Origin of the sequence: Pantoea sp. BJ2, assembly GCF_040255075.1 — a bacterium.
Classification (GTDB): Bacteria; Pseudomonadota; Gammaproteobacteria; order Enterobacterales; family Enterobacteriaceae; genus Pantoea; species Pantoea leporis.
Genome location: NZ_CP158292.1, coordinates 1 through 16,290, shown reverse-complemented (window position 1 = coordinate 16,290; position 16,290 = coordinate 1). Strand labels below are relative to the sequence as shown.

Below are 16,290 nucleotides of genomic sequence, written 5' to 3'. Positions count from 1 at the left end.
GACGAGGAGACGAACATGAATACCTATGAAAAAGTAGCGGCCCTGCTGGATCACCATCAGGCGCGTTATCGCGTGGTGGAGCATGAAGCCATCGGCCAGACCGACCTGATTAGCGAGATTCGCGGTAACGATCTCAATCAGGCGGCCAAAGCGATGGTGCTGGAAGTGACGATGCCGGATGGCGCGGATGCGCGCTATCTGCTGGCGATTGTGCCAGGCGACTGCAAGATCAACTTCAAGAGCGCCGCGCGTGCCATTGGCGGCAAGAAGTCGAGCTTTGCGGCGCCAGAGAAAGCGCAGGAGTTAACCCAGTGCGTGATGGGCGCGGTGCCGCCGTTTAGTTTTGATGATCGGCTGGCGCTGCGCGTCGATATGCGCCTGCGCGATGTCGGCACGCTGTGGTTTAACGCCGGGGCACTGGATCGCTCCGTGGCTTTACAGGTGGATGATTTCTTTAAGGTTGTCGGTGATGAATGTTGTGCCGAGATCGCAACACCGGTGACGGCAACCGCCTGATCGCGGCAGTAAGGACTGTGTATGTCAGTGAAAGATATGTTGTTAGCCCTGCTGGTTGTGGTGGCGTGGGGCGTGAATTTTGTGGTGATTAAGCTGGGCCTGCAGGATATGCCGCCTTTTTTACTGGCGGGATTGCGGTTTAGCCTGGTGGCGTTTCCGGCGATCTTGTTTGTGAAGCGTCCGGCGATTCCGCTGCGCTGGCTGATCGTCTACGGCATGACCATCAGCTTCGGCCAGTTCGCCTTTCTGTTCCTCGCCATCAAGCTGGGCATGCCGGCAGGATTGGCGTCGCTGGTGTTACAGGCGCAGGCCTTCTTCACGCTGCTGTTGGGGGCGCTGTTCCTGGCGGAGAAGTTACGCTGGAATCATATCGTCGGCATTTTAGTGGCGACATTCGGCATGTTTATGCTGGCAACCGCAGGCATGGCAGGCCAAACCACAGCGGGCATTACGCTCACTACCATGATGCTGACGCTGGCTGCGGCGCTGTCGTGGGGCCTCGGCAATATCACCAACAAAATCATTTTGCGTAACCGCAAAGTGCCGGTGATGTCGCTGGTGGTGTGGAGTGCGCTGGTGCCGACCGTGCCGTTCTTTGCCTGCTCATGGCTGTTCGATGGCGAAGCGGCGATTGTCACCAGCCTGCTGCACATTTCACTGCAAACGGTGTTGGCGCTGATCTATCTCGCCTTTATCGCCACCATTGTCGGCTACGCGATATGGGGTAATTTGCTGAGCCGCTATGAAACCTGGCGCGTGGCACCGCTGTCGCTGCTGGTGCCGGTGGTGGGGATTCTCAGTGCGGCGCTGATTCTCGGTGAAACCTTGTCGATTCAGCAGATGATCGGCGTTTCAGTGATCATCCTCGGCCTGCTGGTGAATGTGTTTGGCGGCATGGTGAGTCAGCGATTATTGGTGCGCACCTAAACAAAAACGCCGCTTTTCAGCGGCGTTTTTTTAACTCACATCCTGATTACAGAATTTCGATACGACGCGGTTTCGCCTCTTCCGGGACAATGCGAATCAGATCGATGCTCAGCAGACCATTTTCCAGACGCGCATCGCGCACCGTGATGTGATCGGCCAGCTGGAATTTGCGCTCGAAGTTGCGCTCGGCGATACCCTGATACAGGTATTTACGCTCCGGCTGCTCTTCAGGATGTGCGCCACGCACCACCAGCACGTTGTCATGCGAGGTGATATCTAACTCGCTCTGAGCAAAGCCCGCCACGGCAATGGTGATACGGTAGAAATTCTCATCCACCAGCTCAACGTTATACGGAGGGTAGCCACCATTGGCCTGGTTTTGGTTGGACTCAAGCAGGTTAAACAGGCGATCGAAACCAATGGCAGAACGATAAAGTGGGGTGAGATCAAAGTTACGCATAATAAGACTCCTGATATTCAGCAAGTTTAGGCAACCTTCCACCATGGACAGGTTGTGCAGTCCGTTGCTGTCCCTTCCGGCAACAGCAACAAGACCGTTCCTTAAAAGTGGGTGCAGCCTGGTCGCTTTCAAGGGCTGATGCGTATTTTTTTAAAGCAAATCTGACGATATGACATACACTCAGGGGACCAATCGCCTGAGATCCAAGACGCAGCCACAGAGCTTTGCTTAACGTCAGGTGACACACTCCAGCCAGGGCCATGCCATGACTGAAGGGATGATGATGATGAATATGATGAAACGCTTTCCACTCACAGCTGTGCTGGTTTGCAGTACCTTTGTTACTTCAGGTTGCTCCAGCGTTATGTCTCACACTGGCGCCAGTCAGGGCTACTATCCCGGCACGCGCGCCAGCGCAGAGATGATCACTGACGACAACACCAGCTGGGCGATCAAGCCGCTGGCGCTGATCGATCTCCCGTTCTCAGCGGTGATGGACACCGTGCTGCTGCCGTGGGATTACTTCCGTTCTGACGACGATAAAAGTAAGGATTCGATTCACGAGCGCGTGATGCAGAGCGAAAAAATGGCCGGCACGCAAGCCAGCCTGGCGACCGCCGCGTCTATGCCCGCGCAGCCGCACTGACGCAAAACAGCTGCCGCCAGCCGTCCACTTCCCGCATATAAGCGATCTTTTCGCCATCCGGCGACCAGACCACTGCATCACCGGATGGCGCATGATCGCTACGTGGCGTTAAGCGCGTACAGGCTCCCGTCGCCATTTCACAGCGCATCACACTGTTATCACAGATAAAGCATATCGCGCCGCCTTGTGGATGCCAGCTAAAGGCCGACTGAATGCTGCTCGCCAGCTGCGTCACCTGGCGTGGCTGGCCGCCATTCGGTGAAACAGTCCACAGCTGAATCACGCCCTGTTCGTCCGCCAGCAAAAAGGCGATGGCGCTGCCATCCGCGGAGGCGCGCAGCCAGTGGCGCGGTTGCAGCGCCAGGCCATGGGTGTGCGTGATGCGTCGCTGCTGCACGCCAGCTGGCGGCGCAGGCAATTTATCCGCCGTGCCCTGTAAGGGCGAAGCGCCCGCTTTGGCGTAATCGGCTAACGCGGCGGGCAGATCCACCACAAACACTTCCGGCACTTTGTCGCCGTTGGCGGCGCGCGTATCACCGATAAAGGCGATGGCCCAGCGCTGCCAGCTGCCATCCGCTTTCTGATAGCCTTGATTCCCGATCCAGCACTCTTCATAGGCGCGGTCAATCTGGTCGCTGCCCGGCTGAGGATCGCGCTGCGTCTGGCTGACCAGCACGCAATAATGGCTGCCCTCATATTCACGCGGATGCTGTTTAGGCGGACACACCGGATGCAGCGGCACGGCCACGCCGACGTTACGCAGGTCGTCGCCAGCATCCTTTTCATGCATCACATGATCGTTGTAGGTAAAGCTCAGGCGCGAACCATCCGGGCTGAAAACATGGACATGCGAGCCACCGCGCAGCGCGCCGGGCGTGTAAGGCGCGGTGATATCGCAGGCATCGAGGTTCTCAGCGATGCCATGCTGCACGATCACGCCGCGTCGGTGATGAAAATCGTAGCGCCAGTGCGCATCCGGATGTTCCGGACCATGAATGCAAACGTAACGCGGCGGCAGATCCGGACTGACGGTGACCACGCCAACGTGTGCGCCATCGCGAGCCTGATACAGCACTTCAACGGCACCGCTCGCCACGTTGACGCGCTCGATAGTCAGGCTGGTAAAAGAGGCGCCGGAAGGTCGCACATCAAATGCCAGCCACTGGCTGTCGCCGGTCCAGACGTTGATGTTGGTAAGTTGATGATGACGCGCGGCAAAGGTGATTTGTTTTTCTGACATGAGGCAACCTTCCATCTAACAGTTGCCGGATAAATTACGTGATTCTGCAGTGATAAGCAGCAATTTCACCGCGGTTGATTGCGCAATGAACGGCGCCGCTACGGATTGTGCCCGTATTTGTAGCGGCGCGATTCATCGCGAGAATTTATTCACCTACGCGTTTTACATCACCGACCAGCAGGATGTAGGAGAGCGCGCCAATCAGCGCCACCGCCGAGATATACACCAGCGCTGGTGCAAAGCCGTAGTCCTGCGCCAGATAACCCACCACCAGCGGTACGGTGATGCCACCCAGGCCGCCAATAAAGTTGAACATGCCGCCGGTCAAACCAATCAGGCGCACCGGTGCCAGCGAGGAGACCAGCGACCAGGTAATTGAGGCGAAACCGTTGCCGAAGAAGGCGATCGCCATCAGCGTCATAATCCATATCGGATCGTTGGTGTAGTTCGCGCCCATGATGCAGGTGGAGATCAGCAGACCGCAGATGATCGGCGTTTTGCGCGCAAAGCCGAGCGAACGGCCACTGCGCACCAGACGATCGGCGACGATACCCGAGAGAATCACGCCAACGAATGCCGCGAGGAAGGGCACGGTGGTCATGAAGCCCGCGGTGAGCGCCGCGATATGTTTTTCCTGCGTCAGATAGTTCGGGAACCAGGTCAGGAAGAACCACAGCGTGGATGTGACGGCGAACTGGCCAAGATAGACGCCGCACAGCTTGCGGTGGAACACCAGTTTCCAGTCGGCGGCGGTAAGTTTGGTGCGGGCTTTCTTTTCGCTCGGCGCATCGCCATCCACCATCGCGCCACCTTCACGGATGTAATCCAGCTCGGCTTTATTGATGCCTTTGCTTTGGCTGGGTGCCTGATAGAACTTAATCCAGATGAACGACCAGATGATGCCGATGCCGCCGGTAATAATGAAGACCCAATGCCAGCTCAGCAGTTCCTGAATCCAGATCAGCAAGGGCGTGAGGAACGCCAGACCAACAAACTGACCGGACGTGTAGAAGCCGACGGCGGAAGCGCGCTCTTGCTCCGGGAACCAGCTGGTCACCAGCCGGTTATTGGTCGGGAAAGCCGGCGCTTCAAATATGCCGGTAATCGCACGCAGACCAATTAATGATAATAAGCCGGTGGCAAAACCCTGCAATAACGTCGCAACCGACCAGCCAAAGATGGCAATAAAATAGGTTAAGCGTGAACCCACGCGATCAAGGAACCAGCCGCCGGGAATCTGGCATAACGTATATAACCAGGCAAAGGCCGAAAATACATAACCCATTTGCGCTTTAGTAATACCGAACTCTTCCTGAATATGCGCGGAAGCGACGGCTAAATTAGCGCGATCGACATAACAAATGACCACCGTAATAAATATCATCAGCAGCGTGATATAACGACGGCGCGTCGGTTTGGCGTGAACAGCAGAGAGATCCATGGTGTTTCTCCGTAATCGGTTTTGCCGTTTGGGCACGACAGAGCACGCCCCGGCAAATGTAGGGTAGCGATATCAAAGGTAAAACCGCGTCAGCGGTAAATAAGCTGTGCCGGGAAACAGACTGAACGCAGCCCTATGCCTTATTTCACCGACATATAATTATCGAGATTTAATAAAATTTAATACCCTAAAGAATTCGAGTTGCAGAAAGGCGGCAAACGAATGAATCCCCCGGAGCTTACACTAGTAAGTGACTGGAAGAATGAGCGCAGCCAACGCATCTGCAGCTTGAATTATGACGGGTATTTACCATTCAGCGACTGAACCGTCCGGGAATCGCCATAATGGATTACGCCAGTCGGGGGCATTTTTACTGCGCTCGATCACCAGCTCTTCGTTAATTTCCACGCCAAGGCCCGGTTTATTTAACGGATAGAAATGACCATCATCCATTTTAAAATCGTCTTTATTGATCACGTAATCGAGCAGTTCGGCGCCCTGATTATAGTGAATCCCCATGCTTTGCTCCTGGAACACCGCATTGCGTGACACGAAGTCAACGTGCAGGCACGCAGCCAGCGCAATTGGGCCGAGCGGACAGTGAGGCGCCAGCGCCACATCGTAAGATTCGGCCATCGCGGCAATTTTGTAGCACTCGGTGATACCGCCCGCGTGTGACAGATCCGGTTGCAGAATCGCCAGTCCACCCGCTTCCAGCACGCGTTTGAACTCGAAGCGCGAGAACATGCGTTCGCCAGCGGCGATCGGAATATGAGTCTGCGCCGCCAGACGCGGATAATATTCCGCCTGCTCCGCCAGCACCGGCTCTTCGATAAACAGCGGGCGATACGGCTCCAGCTCTTTGATCAGCACTTTTGCCATTGGCGCGCTGACGCGGCCGTGGAAATCGAGGCCAAATTCAATCTCTTTACCGAAGGCTTCACGAATTTGCGCTACGGTATTCACCGCGTCATCGACTTTGCGCGCGTTATCAATAATGCCCATCTCTTCGCAGCCGTTGAGTTTGAAGGTATCAAAACCGATGGTGCGCAGTTTCTTAATGCCGTCAATCACGTCGGCCGGACGATCGCCGCCCACCCAGCTGTAAGCTTTAATGCTGTCACGCACTAATCCGCCAAGCAGTTGATAAACCGGCACGCCGAGCGCTTTGCCTTTGATATCCCACAACGCCTGATCGATACCGGCGATGGCGCTCATCAGGATCGGGCCGCCGCGATAGAAGCCGCCGCGATACATCACCTGCCATAAGTCGTTGATGCGTGCTGGATCCTGACCAATCAGGTATTCCGACAGCTCATGCACCGCCGCTTCCACGCTGCGCGCGCGGCCTTCAATCACCGGTTCGCCCCAGCCAACGATGCCTTCGTCAGTTTCGATTTTCAGGAACATCCAGCGCGGCGGCAGGCGATAAGTGGTCAGTTTGGTAATTTTCATCGTACAGCGTCCTTATATGCAGCAATAAATGCGCGAGCTTGTTCCACAGTGCGTGACAGCGGTTGACCGGCGCGATAGAGATCGCTGCCTAAGCCCGCGCCAATGCAGCCTGCGGCCATAAATTCATGCAGGTTTTCCGGCGTCACGCCGCCCACGGCAAACACCGGCACCTCTGGCGGCAGCACCGCTTTCAGCGCTTTGATGTAGCCCGGACCAAAGGCTGACGATGGGAAAATTTTCAGCGCCTGCGCACCGGCCTGTAAGGCGGTGAACGCTTCCGTCGCGGTAGCGCAACCGGCGGCAACGATCATCCCTTTGGCGACCGCCTGGCGGATCACCGCAGCATCTGTATTCGGCGTGACGACCAATTTGCTGTTCAGCGTTGCCAGCTCATCGACCTGCGCCGGATTCAGCACCGTACCGGCACCAATCAGCGCTTTATCGCCGAAGGTTTTCACCATCGCGCCGATGCTTTTCGCCCACTCCGGCGAGTTGAGCGGGATTTCAATCGCATCGAAACCCGCTTCAATCAGCGCGCCAACGTGCGCTTCGGCTTCATCCGGCGTGATGCCGCGCAGAATGGCGATCAGCGGGACTTTAGTTTGCCAGGACATTCGCAATACTCCTTATTCCGTGCTGGAAAGCACGATCGCCTTCCAGCGTGACTGAATCCATGCCGATAAACTGCAGCGCCTGCTGATAACGTTGCGCCAGCGCACTACCGGCAATAATGGTGATCGGTTGGCTTGCGGCGTCGGCCTGTTGCGTCATCAGCGCTACTTCGTGACCAATCAGCAAGCCTGAAAGAAAGTCGCTGATATGGCGGCGATCGCGCGCGCCGAGTACGTGTGAAGCACGCACTTCAAACAGGCGCGCCAGAATCGAGGCATCGTTGCTGCCGACTTGCACACCTGCGCGGAAAGCCGCCGCGTTCTCTTGCTGTTCGGGTAAACCTGCGCCAACCAGCGACTGTTTGAGCAGCAGATGATGCAGTTCGCCGGTCATCACGGTGCGGAAATCCAGCACGCGATCCTGTTCCATCTGCACCCATTTGGCGTGCGTGCCTGGCATCACATAGAGCGGCGCAGGTTGCAGTTCCACCGCGCCAAGCAGCTGCGTCTCTTCACCGCGCATCACGTTGTAATTGTCGGCACGTTCGACGCTCAATCCCGGCACGATCCACGCTTTATCCTCGACGCGCGTCAGGCGGCTAGCGATGTCGCCCAGCGCCACCGGACAGGAGAGATAGGGCACCGACAGCCAGCCGGCATTGCTGCCTACCATGCCCGCCATCACCACCGGCACGTCATCGACTGGCCAACCTGCGGTGACGCTGGCAAACACTTCGGCGGGTGTGCGATCGCCCAGGCGCGTGACGCCGGCTTCCGAACGACGCTCATCGATGCAAACGCCGGCTTGATAATGCCAGGCGCGCAGGTTAGTTGAGCCCCAATCAATCGCGATATAGCTGGTCACATAATCTCCTTGAGTCGCGCCGTTGAGCTGGCAATCATCGCTTTCGCCGCCTGCTCGGCAGCATCGCCATCCTGATGACGAATGGCATCAAACAGCGCTTTATGTTCGGCAAGCGTACGCGGCATGTTGCCTTCATCCGCCATGTAGGTTTGCGCAAACACCGCTTTTTGCAGCTGGCTGATCGCCACGTTGAGCTGCTGCAGTACCGGATTGTGTACCGAATTCAGCACCGCTTCGTGATAGCGGATATCCGCTTCATTAAAGGCATCACGATTGAGATGGTTGGCCACCATGTCGTTGTACGCCAGTTCAATCGCAGCCAGATCGCTTGAGGTGGCGCGTTCGGCAGACCAGCGTGCAATCTGCGGCTCGACCAGCACACGCACTTCGTTCATGGCGGCAATCAGACGCGGGTCCTGATCGTGCGCCAGCGCCCACTGCAATACGTCGCTATCCAGATAGTTCCAGTGATTGCGCGGCGTGACGAACGCGCCGCGATAGCGTTTCATCTCCATCAAGCGTTTCGCCATCAGCGAGCGAAACACTTCGCGGATGATATTGCGCGAGGTGCCGAAGCGTTCACACAGCTCAGCTTCCGCGGGTAACGCCGCGCCCGGCACAAACTTGCCAGCCACAATCTCTTCACCCAGCGTCAGGATGATGCGCTCTGTTTTGCTTAGTTGTTCTTGCGTCATGATGTTCCATTCAGTGAAAGGCAGGTATGCATCAGATTACTGCTTTCGCCTGGCGAAGCCTAACGGCCGCCCTGACCTGCGTTGTCGATTGTAGTACCATTAATCCAGGTTGTACTACAATGCGGATCACAAAATAGACAAGTCATGTGTCATAACGCGATAAGGTCGCCATAAATGGCGACCTTATGAAGGCTTGGTGGGATTTGAAGTGTCGCCATGTATGGCGACCTAAAAACAGCGTGACGAGGAATAACGAGGGTTTACAGCACCAGCTCTTCAATGGCGTGCGCTACGCCGTGTTCCATGTTGGTTTTGGTAATGAACTGCGCGATTTTCTTCACGGAATCAATCGCATTGCCCATTGCTACGCCGGTTCCTGCATACTCAATCATCGCCAGATCGTTTTCCTGATCGCCAATCGCCATCACCTCTTCACGCGCCAGGCCGAGCTTCTCAGCCAGCATTTTCACTCCTTGCCCTTTATTCACGCGGGCATCGAGGATTTCGAGATAATAAGGTGCGCTTTTGAGAATGGTGTAGTTGTCGCGTGCCCGCTGCGGCAAGCGCTGTATGGCAGAATCCAGCAGATCGGGCTTATCGATCATCATCAGCTTAGGGAAACGCGTGGCGCGATCCATCTCTTCCACAGAACGATAGCGCACCGGAATGCCGGTCAGGCTCGCTTCGTGGATGGTGAACTCACTGATGTCTTTGTTCGGCGTATAGAGGAAAGATTTATCGAAGGCCTGGAAGTGGACGCCAAGATCGCGCGCCAGCTGTTCGATATACAGATAGTCGTCGAAACCCAAGGTGATTTCCGCGACGCACTCGCCATCATTAGCGCGATGCACCAGCGCACCGTTATAACTGATGCAATATTGGCCTTCATCAACCAGATTCAGCTCCATCAGATAGCGCTGAATACCGACAAACGGACGGCCGGTGGTGAGCACCACCATCACACCTTTTTTATGTGCGCGTTCAATGGCCGATTTAACGGCAGGCGTGATCTCGTGCTGCGGATTGAGCAGCGTGCCGTCCATATCGATTGCAACCAGTTTTATAGCCATAACGTCCTCATTGAGTCAGGGTTTTGATCAATGCTAGCGCGATTCAGCTCACATTGACCAGTTTCGCTCCCCATTCAGATTTTTTACCGCAGCGGGCTTTGCGCGTTTTGCCGGGCGGAAAACAAAAAACCCTTCCACCAGGGAAGGGTTTTTACGTGTTGCCGTGTCGATCAGATATCGATGTTGGCGGCTTTCAGCGCATTCTCTTCGATGAAGGCGCGGCGCGGTTCTACCGCATCGCCCATCAAGGTGGTGAACAGCTGATCGGCAGCAATCGCATCCTTGATGGTCACGCGCAACATGCGGCGGCTATCGGGATCCATGGTGGTTTCCCACAGCTGCTCTGGGTTCATCTCACCCAAACCTTTATAACGCTGGACTGACAGACCGCGACGCGACTCTTTCACCAGCCACTCAATCGCCTGCTCGAAGCTGGTGACCGGCTGACGACGTTCGCCACGTTCGATATAGGCATCTTCTTCGATCAGGCCACGCAGCTGCTCGCCCAGCGCACAGATTTTGCGGTATTCCGGTCCATCGATGAATTCGCTATCCAGCGGATAATCGGTATCAACGCCGTGCGTGCGCACACGCAGCACCGGTTCAAACTTCTGCTCATGGTTGGCGCGGACATGGGCCAGATAGCTGCTTCCGTGTGCTTCACGTTCGGTCAGATACGCCACTAAACCGTCGATCCAGCCTTTCACAGCGGCTTCATCACTGAGGTCGCTTAAGGTCGGATGGTAGATCAGCCCGCGCAGCAGAGCCGTAGGGAAACGGCGCTCCATACGTTTGATCATGCGCTGCGTGCCGTTGAAATCCGCCACCAGCGTTTCCAGCGGCTGGCCGCCTAACGCCGGTGCACTGGCGTTGGTGTGCAGCGTTGCGCCGTCGAGGGCGATGGAAATCTGATACTGATCCATCGCTTCGTCGTCTTTAATATACTGTTCTTGCTTGCCTTTCTTCACTTTGTACAGTGGCGGCTGCGCAATATAGACGTGACCACGTTCGACGATTTCTGGCATCTGACGGTAGAAGAAGGTCAACAGCAGCGTACGAATGTGCGAGCCGTCGACGTCCGCATCGGTCATGATGATGATGCTGTGATAACGCAGTTTGTCCGGATTGTATTCGTCACGACCGATACCACAGCCCAGCGCGGTGATCAGCGTGGCAACTTCCTGCGAAGCGAGCATCTTGTCGAAACGCGCTTTCTCCACGTTCAGGATTTTACCCTTCAGCGGCAGAATCGCCTGATTCTTACGGTTACGACCCTGTTTGGCTGATCCGCCTGCAGAGTCACCCTCCACCAGGTAGATTTCAGACAGCGCCGGATCGCGCTCCTGACAGTCGGCCAGTTTGCCCGGCAGACCGGCCAAATCCAGCGCGCCTTTGCGGCGCGTCATCTCACGAGCACGGCGGGCAGCTTCACGCGCACGCGCTGCATCGATGATTTTGCCAACCACGATTTTCGCGTCAGACGGGTTTTCCAGCAGGTATTCCGCCAGCAGTTCGTTCATCTGCTGCTCAACCGCCGATTTCACCTCTGAAGAGACCAGCTTATCTTTAGTCTGAGAAGAGAATTTCGGATCCGGCACTTTCACGGAAACCACTGCAATCAGGCCTTCACGCGCATCGTCACCGGTCGCACTGACTTTGGCTTTTTTGCTGTAGCCTTCTTTATCCATGTAGGCATTCAGCGTACGCGTCATTGCCGCACGGAAGCCCGCCAGGTGCGTACCGCCGTCGCGCTGTGGAATGTTGTTGGTGAAGCAGTAGATGTTTTCCTGGAAACCATCGTTCCACTGCAGCGCCACTTCCACGCCAATGCCATCTTTCTCCGTCGAGAAGTAGAACACCGTTGGGTGAATCGGGGTTTTGTTCTTGTTGAGATACTCAACGAACGCCTTGATGCCGCCTTCGTAGTGGAAGTGATCGTTCTTGCCGTCGCGTTTGTCTTCCAGACGAATCGAAACGCCAGAGTTCAGGAACGACAGTTCACGCAGGCGTTTCGCCAGGATTTCGTACTCAAACTCAATCACATTGGTGAAGGTTTCGTAGCTCGGCCAGAAACGCACGCGAGTACCGGTTGCATCGGTATCACCGGACACCGCCAGCGGTGCCTGCGGCACGCCGTGCTGATAAACCTGCTGATGCACTTTGCCTTCACGGCGAATGGTCAGCTCCAGCTTCTGTGACAGGGCGTTTACGACTGAAACGCCAACGCCATGTAGACCACCGGAAACTTTATATGAGTTATCATCAAATTTACCGCCTGCGTGCAGGACGGTCATGATCACTTCAGCAGCAGAGACGCCCTCTTCCGGGTGAATGCCGGTAGGAATACCACGACCATCATCTTGCACCGAGACAGAGTTATCTGCATGAATAGTAACGGTAATATCACTACAGTGACCGGCGAGCGCTTCGTCGATTGCGTTATCCACGACTTCGAATACCATGTGATGCAGACCGGTGCCGTCATCCGTATCGCCGATGTACATACCCGGGCGTTTGCGTACCGCATCAAGCCCTTTCAGGACTTTGATACTTGAGGAGTCATAAGAATTCGACATCAACGTTTCTCGCTCATTTAATCTTCAGGTTGAACCACTATTTTACCCTGTTCCACGCGGAACATCTTGCCCTTTTCATCACTCATGTCGATTACATGCTCGACACCAATGGCGCTGACAAATACTTGAGCCTGCGTGGCTTTTAGGCGTTCAGCTAACAGCCGACGACGGGTGTCATCCAGCTCTGAGGCAAAGTCATCAATCAAATACAAACAGCGTTGTCCGCTGCTGCGCGTCAGGTATTCGCCCTGCGCTAAGCGCAGCGCGCACATCAGCAGTTTTAACTGGCCGCGTGAGAGTAAGTCTTCCACCGGCGTGCCCTCAGCACGAATGCGAAAATCGGCTTTATGCGGGCCGCTGGCGGTATACGTGAGCGCGCGGTCGCGCTCGAAATTGCGTTCCAGCAGTTCGGCGTAGTCGCTCTCTTTATCCCAGCCGCGCTGGAAAGAGAACGTCAACGCAAACTCCGGTAAAAACTGACCGCAGGTGGCGATGATCTCGCGGGAAATCGCCGCGCTGTATTCGGCGCGCCAGGCGCTGATCTGTTCGGCCAGCGGCACCAGTTCCTGATCCCAGGGACGAATCTGGCTGTAGCGCGAAACCTGACGCAGCGCCGCATTGCGCTGTTTCAGCAGGCGACGCAAATTGCTCCAGGCATGGAAAAAACCAGGCGAGGCGTGAAAGCAGCCCCAATCGATGTAGGCACGACGATATTTTGGACCGCCATTGAGCAGGGTAAATCCTTCCGGCGTAATCAGTTGCATCGGCAGCAGCTGCGCCAACTCGGCGACTTTGTGACCATCGCTGCCATCAATACGCACTTTGCTGTCGCCAGCGCGATTCTTGGTCAGACCGACCGACATTTCACGTTCGCTGCCTTCAATGCGGCCGTGCAACACAAAGGCGTCCTGATCGTGACGAATCACGCGGCCCGCTTGCAAACTGCGAAATGCGCGACCGTGCCCTAGCGTGTAAATCGCCTCCAGCACGCTGGTTTTACCGCTGCCGTTGGCACCGACAAGGAAATTAAACCCCGGCGCCAAAGCCAGATCGGCCTGCTCGATATTGCGAAAATCTTTAATCAGGAGGCGGGTTAAAGCCATAACGAATCCAGCGAGAACGGTAGGAGAGGGTTTTACCTAACATCAACAATCAAGGGCGTTAACGTCGAAGCTAGTTTGTGCACGGCCAGCGCGCAGGCCCTGGGAGCATACTGAAGTATGTGACCAGGGACGAGCACTGCCCGGGCGCAAAATAGCGAGTAAGTTAGCCCGATAAGGATCACAAGCGCATTGGCATCACGACGTAGGCTGCAGCCGGACTGGCCACATCCTCAATCTGCACGCTCGATACGCCATCGGTCAGCAGCAAACGCACGTTCTCGCACTTGAGCGCATTCAACACATCCAGCACGTAGCTGACGTTGAAGCCAATCTCCAGATCGGTGCCGTTGTAAGAGACATCCAGCATCTCTTCCGCTTCTTCCTGCTCTGGGTTATTCGCCGTGATTTTAAGCTGATTTTCGGTGATATAGATGCGAACACCGCGGAATTTCTCGTTCGAGAGAATCGCCGCACGCGCAAACGCCTGCTTCAAAATATCACAGCCGGCTTCCAGCGCTTTGTCGGGATTCTTCGGCAATACGCGGCGATAATCCGGGAAACGGCCATCAACCAGCTTCGACGTAAAGATAAAGTCGCCAACGTGTGCGCGGATGTTGCTGCTGCCGATTTGCACCTGCAGCGGCGTTTCGCCACCGTCGAGCAAACGCATCAACTCAATCACCCCTTTACGCGGCACGATCACCGAATGGTTTGGCAGCGCCTGACCAATCGGCATGGAGCATACGGCAAGGCGGTGACCATCGGTAGCGACGGTACGCAACTCTTCGCCTTCGGTTTCGAACAGCATACCGTTGAGGTAATAACGCACATCCTGATGCGCCATTGAGAACTGCGTGGCTTCAATCAGGCGTTTTAGCGTCGCCTGCGGCAAGGTGAATTCCACCTCGCTCTGCCAGTCATCCAGATTTGGGAAGTCGCTGGCGGGCAGCGTTGACAGCGAGAAACGGCTGCGGCCAGAACGCACCAACATTCTGTCACCTTCCAGCGTCAGGCTGATTTCAGCGCCTTCCGGCAAACCGCGGCAAATATCGAGGAATTTACGCGCAGGAACCGTGGTGGCGCCCGGCTCGTGTGGCTGCGTCAGCGCAACACGGGCTACCATTTCCATTTCCAGATCGGTACCGGTCAAGCGCAGCGAGCCTTCGCTTACTTGCAGCAGTAAATTTCCGAGGATTGGCAGCGTCGGGCGTCCGCCAAGTGGACCGCTAACCTGTTGCAGTGGCTTCAGTAACTGCTCACGTTCTACAATAAATTTCATATGCGTCAGGAAGATAGTGTTCGAATGAGGTTAGAGAAATCTTCTTTAATGTCGTGGCTCTCTTCACGCAGCTGCTCGATTTTACGGCAAGCGTGAAGCACGGTGGTATGGTCGCGCCCACCAAACGCATCGCCAATCTCCGGCAAGCTGTGATTGGTGAGCTCTTTCGCCATCGCCATCGCCATCTGGCGCGGACGCGCTACCGAACGCGAACGGCGTTTCGACAGCAAATCCGCCACTTTAATTTTGTAATACTCGGCCACCGTTTTCTGAATATTATCGATGGTGACCAGCTTTTCCTGCAGCGCCAGCAGATCGCGCAGCGCTTCGCGCACGAAATCGATGGTAATCGCGCGACCGGTAAAGTTAGCGTTGGCAATCACGCGGTTCAGCGCGCCTTCCAGCTCGCGGACATTGGAACGCAAACGCTTAGCAATAAAGAAGGCGACTTCACCCGGCAGGCGAATATCGTTTTCATCGGCTTTCTTCATCAGAATCGCGACGCGCGTTTCCAGTTCAGGCGGCTCGATCGCCACGGTTAATCCCCAACCAAAACGTGATTTCAGGCGATCTTCGACGCCGTTGATCTCTTTTGGATAGCGATCCGAAGTCAGGATGATCTGTTGATTGCCTTCCAGCAGCGCGTTGAAGGTATGGAAGAACTCTTCCTGCGAGCGCTCTTTATTGGCAAAGAATTGAATGTCATCGATCAGCAGCGCATCAACCGAGCGGTAGTAACGCTTAAACTCTTCAATGGCGTTGTTCTGCAAGGCTTTAACCATGTCCTGCACAAAACGCTCAGAGTGCATGTACACCACTTTGGCATTGGGCTTGCGCGCAATAATGCCGTTACCCACCGCGTGCAACAGGTGAGTTTTACCCAGGCCGGTGCCGCCATAAAGGAACAGTGGGTTATAAGCGCCGCCAGGATTATCCGCCACCTGACGTGCCGCCGCGCGCGCCAGCTGGTTCGATTTACCTTCGACGAAGTTGTCGAAGTTATGACGGTTATTCACATTGGAGCGGTAAGTCACATCGGCCGGTGCGGGAACGGAATCCCAACTTGGACGCAAAATTTGCGCGGGTGCCGGACGATTTTCGATCGGCGCGGGCGCATTGTAACTGGCCATCGCCGGTTGGTTAGTGGTGACCTGTGCTGCAGGGCGCGTACCGACTTCGAAACGCAGTAAAGGCACATTTGCACCGCAGAATTCATTCAGCAGCCCATTGATACTATTGAGATATTTATCTCTAACCCAGTCGAGTACAAACCGATTTGGTGCATACAAGGTCAGCGTATTGTCGTTCAATTCAGCTTGCAGCGGACGAATCCACATGCTGAATTCGGTGGCAGGAAGCTCATCCTGCAAACGGGCAAGACACTGTTGCCAAAGCGTAAGTGACAC

15 protein-coding genes are annotated in these 16,290 nt (G+C 55.7%); 3 read left to right on the top strand and 12 right to left on the bottom strand.

The window, feature by feature from the left end:
* The first annotated feature begins 15 nt into the window (after positions 1-15).
* Both AAF463_RS00075 and AAF463_RS00070 read left to right on the top strand, forming a co-directional pair.
* Positions 16-516: a YbaK/EbsC family protein gene (locus AAF463_RS00075; protein ID WP_350261320.1), complete on the top strand. Its 501-nt coding sequence runs from the start codon at positions 16-18 to the stop codon at positions 514-516.
* A gap of 21 nt (positions 517-537) precedes the next feature.
* Positions 538-1,443, top strand: coding sequence for an EamA family transporter (locus AAF463_RS00070; RefSeq protein ID WP_350261319.1), 906 nt, complete (start codon positions 538-540; stop codon positions 1,441-1,443).
* A 46-nt stretch (positions 1,444-1,489) separates the two neighbouring features.
* Here the strand turns inward: AAF463_RS00070 and ibpA are convergent, their stop codons facing one another.
* Positions 1,490-1,903 (bottom strand): small heat shock chaperone IbpA, encoded by a 414-nt coding sequence (ibpA, locus tag AAF463_RS00065; protein WP_101763888.1) that lies wholly within the window; start codon positions 1,901-1,903, stop codon positions 1,490-1,492.
* 286 nt (positions 1,904-2,189) lie between these two features.
* Here ibpA and AAF463_RS00060 point away from each other — a divergent pair, with 286 nt between their 5' ends.
* Positions 2,190-2,549, top strand: coding sequence for a YceK/YidQ family lipoprotein (locus AAF463_RS00060; protein WP_304622225.1), 360 nt, complete (start codon positions 2,190-2,192; stop codon positions 2,547-2,549).
* Here the strand turns inward: AAF463_RS00060 and AAF463_RS00055 are convergent.
* From AAF463_RS00055 to dnaA, 11 genes are all read right to left on the bottom strand, one after another.
* The gene (locus AAF463_RS00055) at positions 2,527-3,789 is read right to left on the bottom strand and encodes a DUF3748 domain-containing protein (RefSeq protein WP_350261318.1); all 1,263 of its coding nucleotides are present in this window, start codon (positions 3,787-3,789) and stop codon (positions 2,527-2,529) included. The genes AAF463_RS00060 and AAF463_RS00055 overlap by 23 nt on opposite strands.
* Positions 3,790-3,934: 145 nt before the next feature.
* The gene (locus AAF463_RS00050) at positions 3,935-5,230 is read right to left on the bottom strand and encodes an MFS transporter (RefSeq protein WP_350261317.1); all 1,296 of its coding nucleotides are present in this window, start codon (positions 5,228-5,230) and stop codon (positions 3,935-3,937) included.
* A gap of 306 nt (positions 5,231-5,536) precedes the next feature.
* Positions 5,537-6,685 carry a galactonate dehydratase gene (gene dgoD / locus AAF463_RS00045; protein ID WP_007893527.1) on the bottom strand — a complete coding sequence of 383 codons (1,149 nt, stop codon included), beginning with the start codon at positions 6,683-6,685 and terminating at the stop codon, positions 5,537-5,539.
* Entirely contained in the window at positions 6,682-7,299 is a 618-nt protein-coding gene (locus AAF463_RS00040; RefSeq protein WP_061719996.1) for a 2-dehydro-3-deoxy-6-phosphogalactonate aldolase, read from the bottom strand. The genes dgoD and AAF463_RS00040 overlap by 4 nt, the downstream gene beginning before the upstream one ends.
* Positions 7,283-8,161, bottom strand: a complete 879-nt coding sequence (locus AAF463_RS00035) for a 2-dehydro-3-deoxygalactonokinase (RefSeq protein ID WP_350261316.1) — start codon at positions 8,159-8,161, stop codon at positions 7,283-7,285. Before AAF463_RS00035 ends, AAF463_RS00040 begins: the two co-directional genes overlap by 17 nt.
* Positions 8,158-8,856 (bottom strand): FadR/GntR family transcriptional regulator, encoded by a 699-nt coding sequence (locus tag AAF463_RS00030; RefSeq protein WP_101763893.1) that lies wholly within the window; start codon positions 8,854-8,856, stop codon positions 8,158-8,160. Before AAF463_RS00030 ends, AAF463_RS00035 begins: the two co-directional genes overlap by 4 nt.
* Before the next feature lie 260 nt (positions 8,857-9,116).
* Positions 9,117-9,926, bottom strand: a complete 810-nt coding sequence (gene yidA / locus AAF463_RS00025; RefSeq protein WP_101763894.1) for a sugar-phosphatase — start codon at positions 9,924-9,926, stop codon at positions 9,117-9,119.
* Between the two features lie 170 nt (positions 9,927-10,096).
* Positions 10,097-12,502 carry a DNA topoisomerase (ATP-hydrolyzing) subunit B gene (gyrB, locus tag AAF463_RS00020; protein WP_101763895.1) on the bottom strand — a complete coding sequence of 802 codons (2,406 nt, stop codon included), beginning with the start codon at positions 12,500-12,502 and terminating at the stop codon, positions 10,097-10,099.
* Between the two features lie 17 nt (positions 12,503-12,519).
* Positions 12,520-13,605, bottom strand: coding sequence for a DNA replication/repair protein RecF (gene recF, locus AAF463_RS00015; RefSeq protein ID WP_101763896.1), 1,086 nt, complete (start codon positions 13,603-13,605; stop codon positions 12,520-12,522).
* Positions 13,606-13,783: 178 nt separating this feature from the next.
* A complete protein-coding gene (gene dnaN, locus AAF463_RS00010; RefSeq protein WP_008105300.1) occupies positions 13,784-14,884 on the bottom strand; it encodes a DNA polymerase III subunit beta in 1,101 nt (366 codons plus the stop codon).
* Between the two features lie 5 nt (positions 14,885-14,889).
* Positions 14,890-16,290, bottom strand: a complete 1,401-nt coding sequence (gene dnaA / locus AAF463_RS00005; RefSeq protein ID WP_101763897.1) for a chromosomal replication initiator protein DnaA — start codon at positions 16,288-16,290, stop codon at positions 14,890-14,892.

Excerpts from the sequence above, each read along its gene's own strand:
- AAF463_RS00075 (WP_350261320.1), top strand. The coding sequence starts at position 16 with ATGAATACCTATGAAAAAGTAGCGGCCCTGCTGGATCACCATCAGGCG.
- AAF463_RS00070 (WP_350261319.1), top strand. The coding sequence starts at position 538 with ATGTCAGTGAAAGATATGTTGTTAGCCCTGCTGGTTGTGGTGGCGTGG.
- ibpA (WP_101763888.1), bottom strand. The coding sequence starts at position 1,903 with ATGCGTAACTTTGATCTCACCCCACTTTATCGTTCTGCCATTGGTTTC.
- AAF463_RS00060 (WP_304622225.1), top strand. The coding sequence starts at position 2,190 with ATGAATATGATGAAACGCTTTCCACTCACAGCTGTGCTGGTTTGCAGT.
- AAF463_RS00055 (WP_350261318.1), bottom strand. The coding sequence starts at position 3,789 with ATGTCAGAAAAACAAATCACCTTTGCCGCGCGTCATCATCAACTTACC.
- AAF463_RS00050 (WP_350261317.1), bottom strand. The coding sequence starts at position 5,230 with ATGGATCTCTCTGCTGTTCACGCCAAACCGACGCGCCGTCGTTATATC.
- dgoD (WP_007893527.1), bottom strand. The coding sequence starts at position 6,685 with ATGAAAATTACCAAACTGACCACTTATCGCCTGCCGCCGCGCTGGATG.
- AAF463_RS00040 (WP_061719996.1), bottom strand. The coding sequence starts at position 7,299 with ATGTCCTGGCAAACTAAAGTCCCGCTGATCGCCATTCTGCGCGGCATC.
- AAF463_RS00030 (WP_101763893.1), bottom strand. The coding sequence starts at position 8,856 with ATGACGCAAGAACAACTAAGCAAAACAGAGCGCATCATCCTGACGCTG.
- yidA (WP_101763894.1), bottom strand. The coding sequence starts at position 9,926 with ATGGCTATAAAACTGGTTGCAATCGATATGGACGGCACGCTGCTCAAT.
- gyrB (WP_101763895.1), bottom strand. The coding sequence starts at position 12,502 with ATGTCGAATTCTTATGACTCCTCAAGTATCAAAGTCCTGAAAGGGCTT.
- recF (WP_101763896.1), bottom strand. The coding sequence starts at position 13,605 with ATGGCTTTAACCCGCCTCCTGATTAAAGATTTTCGCAATATCGAGCAG.
- dnaN (WP_008105300.1), bottom strand. The coding sequence starts at position 14,884 with ATGAAATTTATTGTAGAACGTGAGCAGTTACTGAAGCCACTGCAACAG.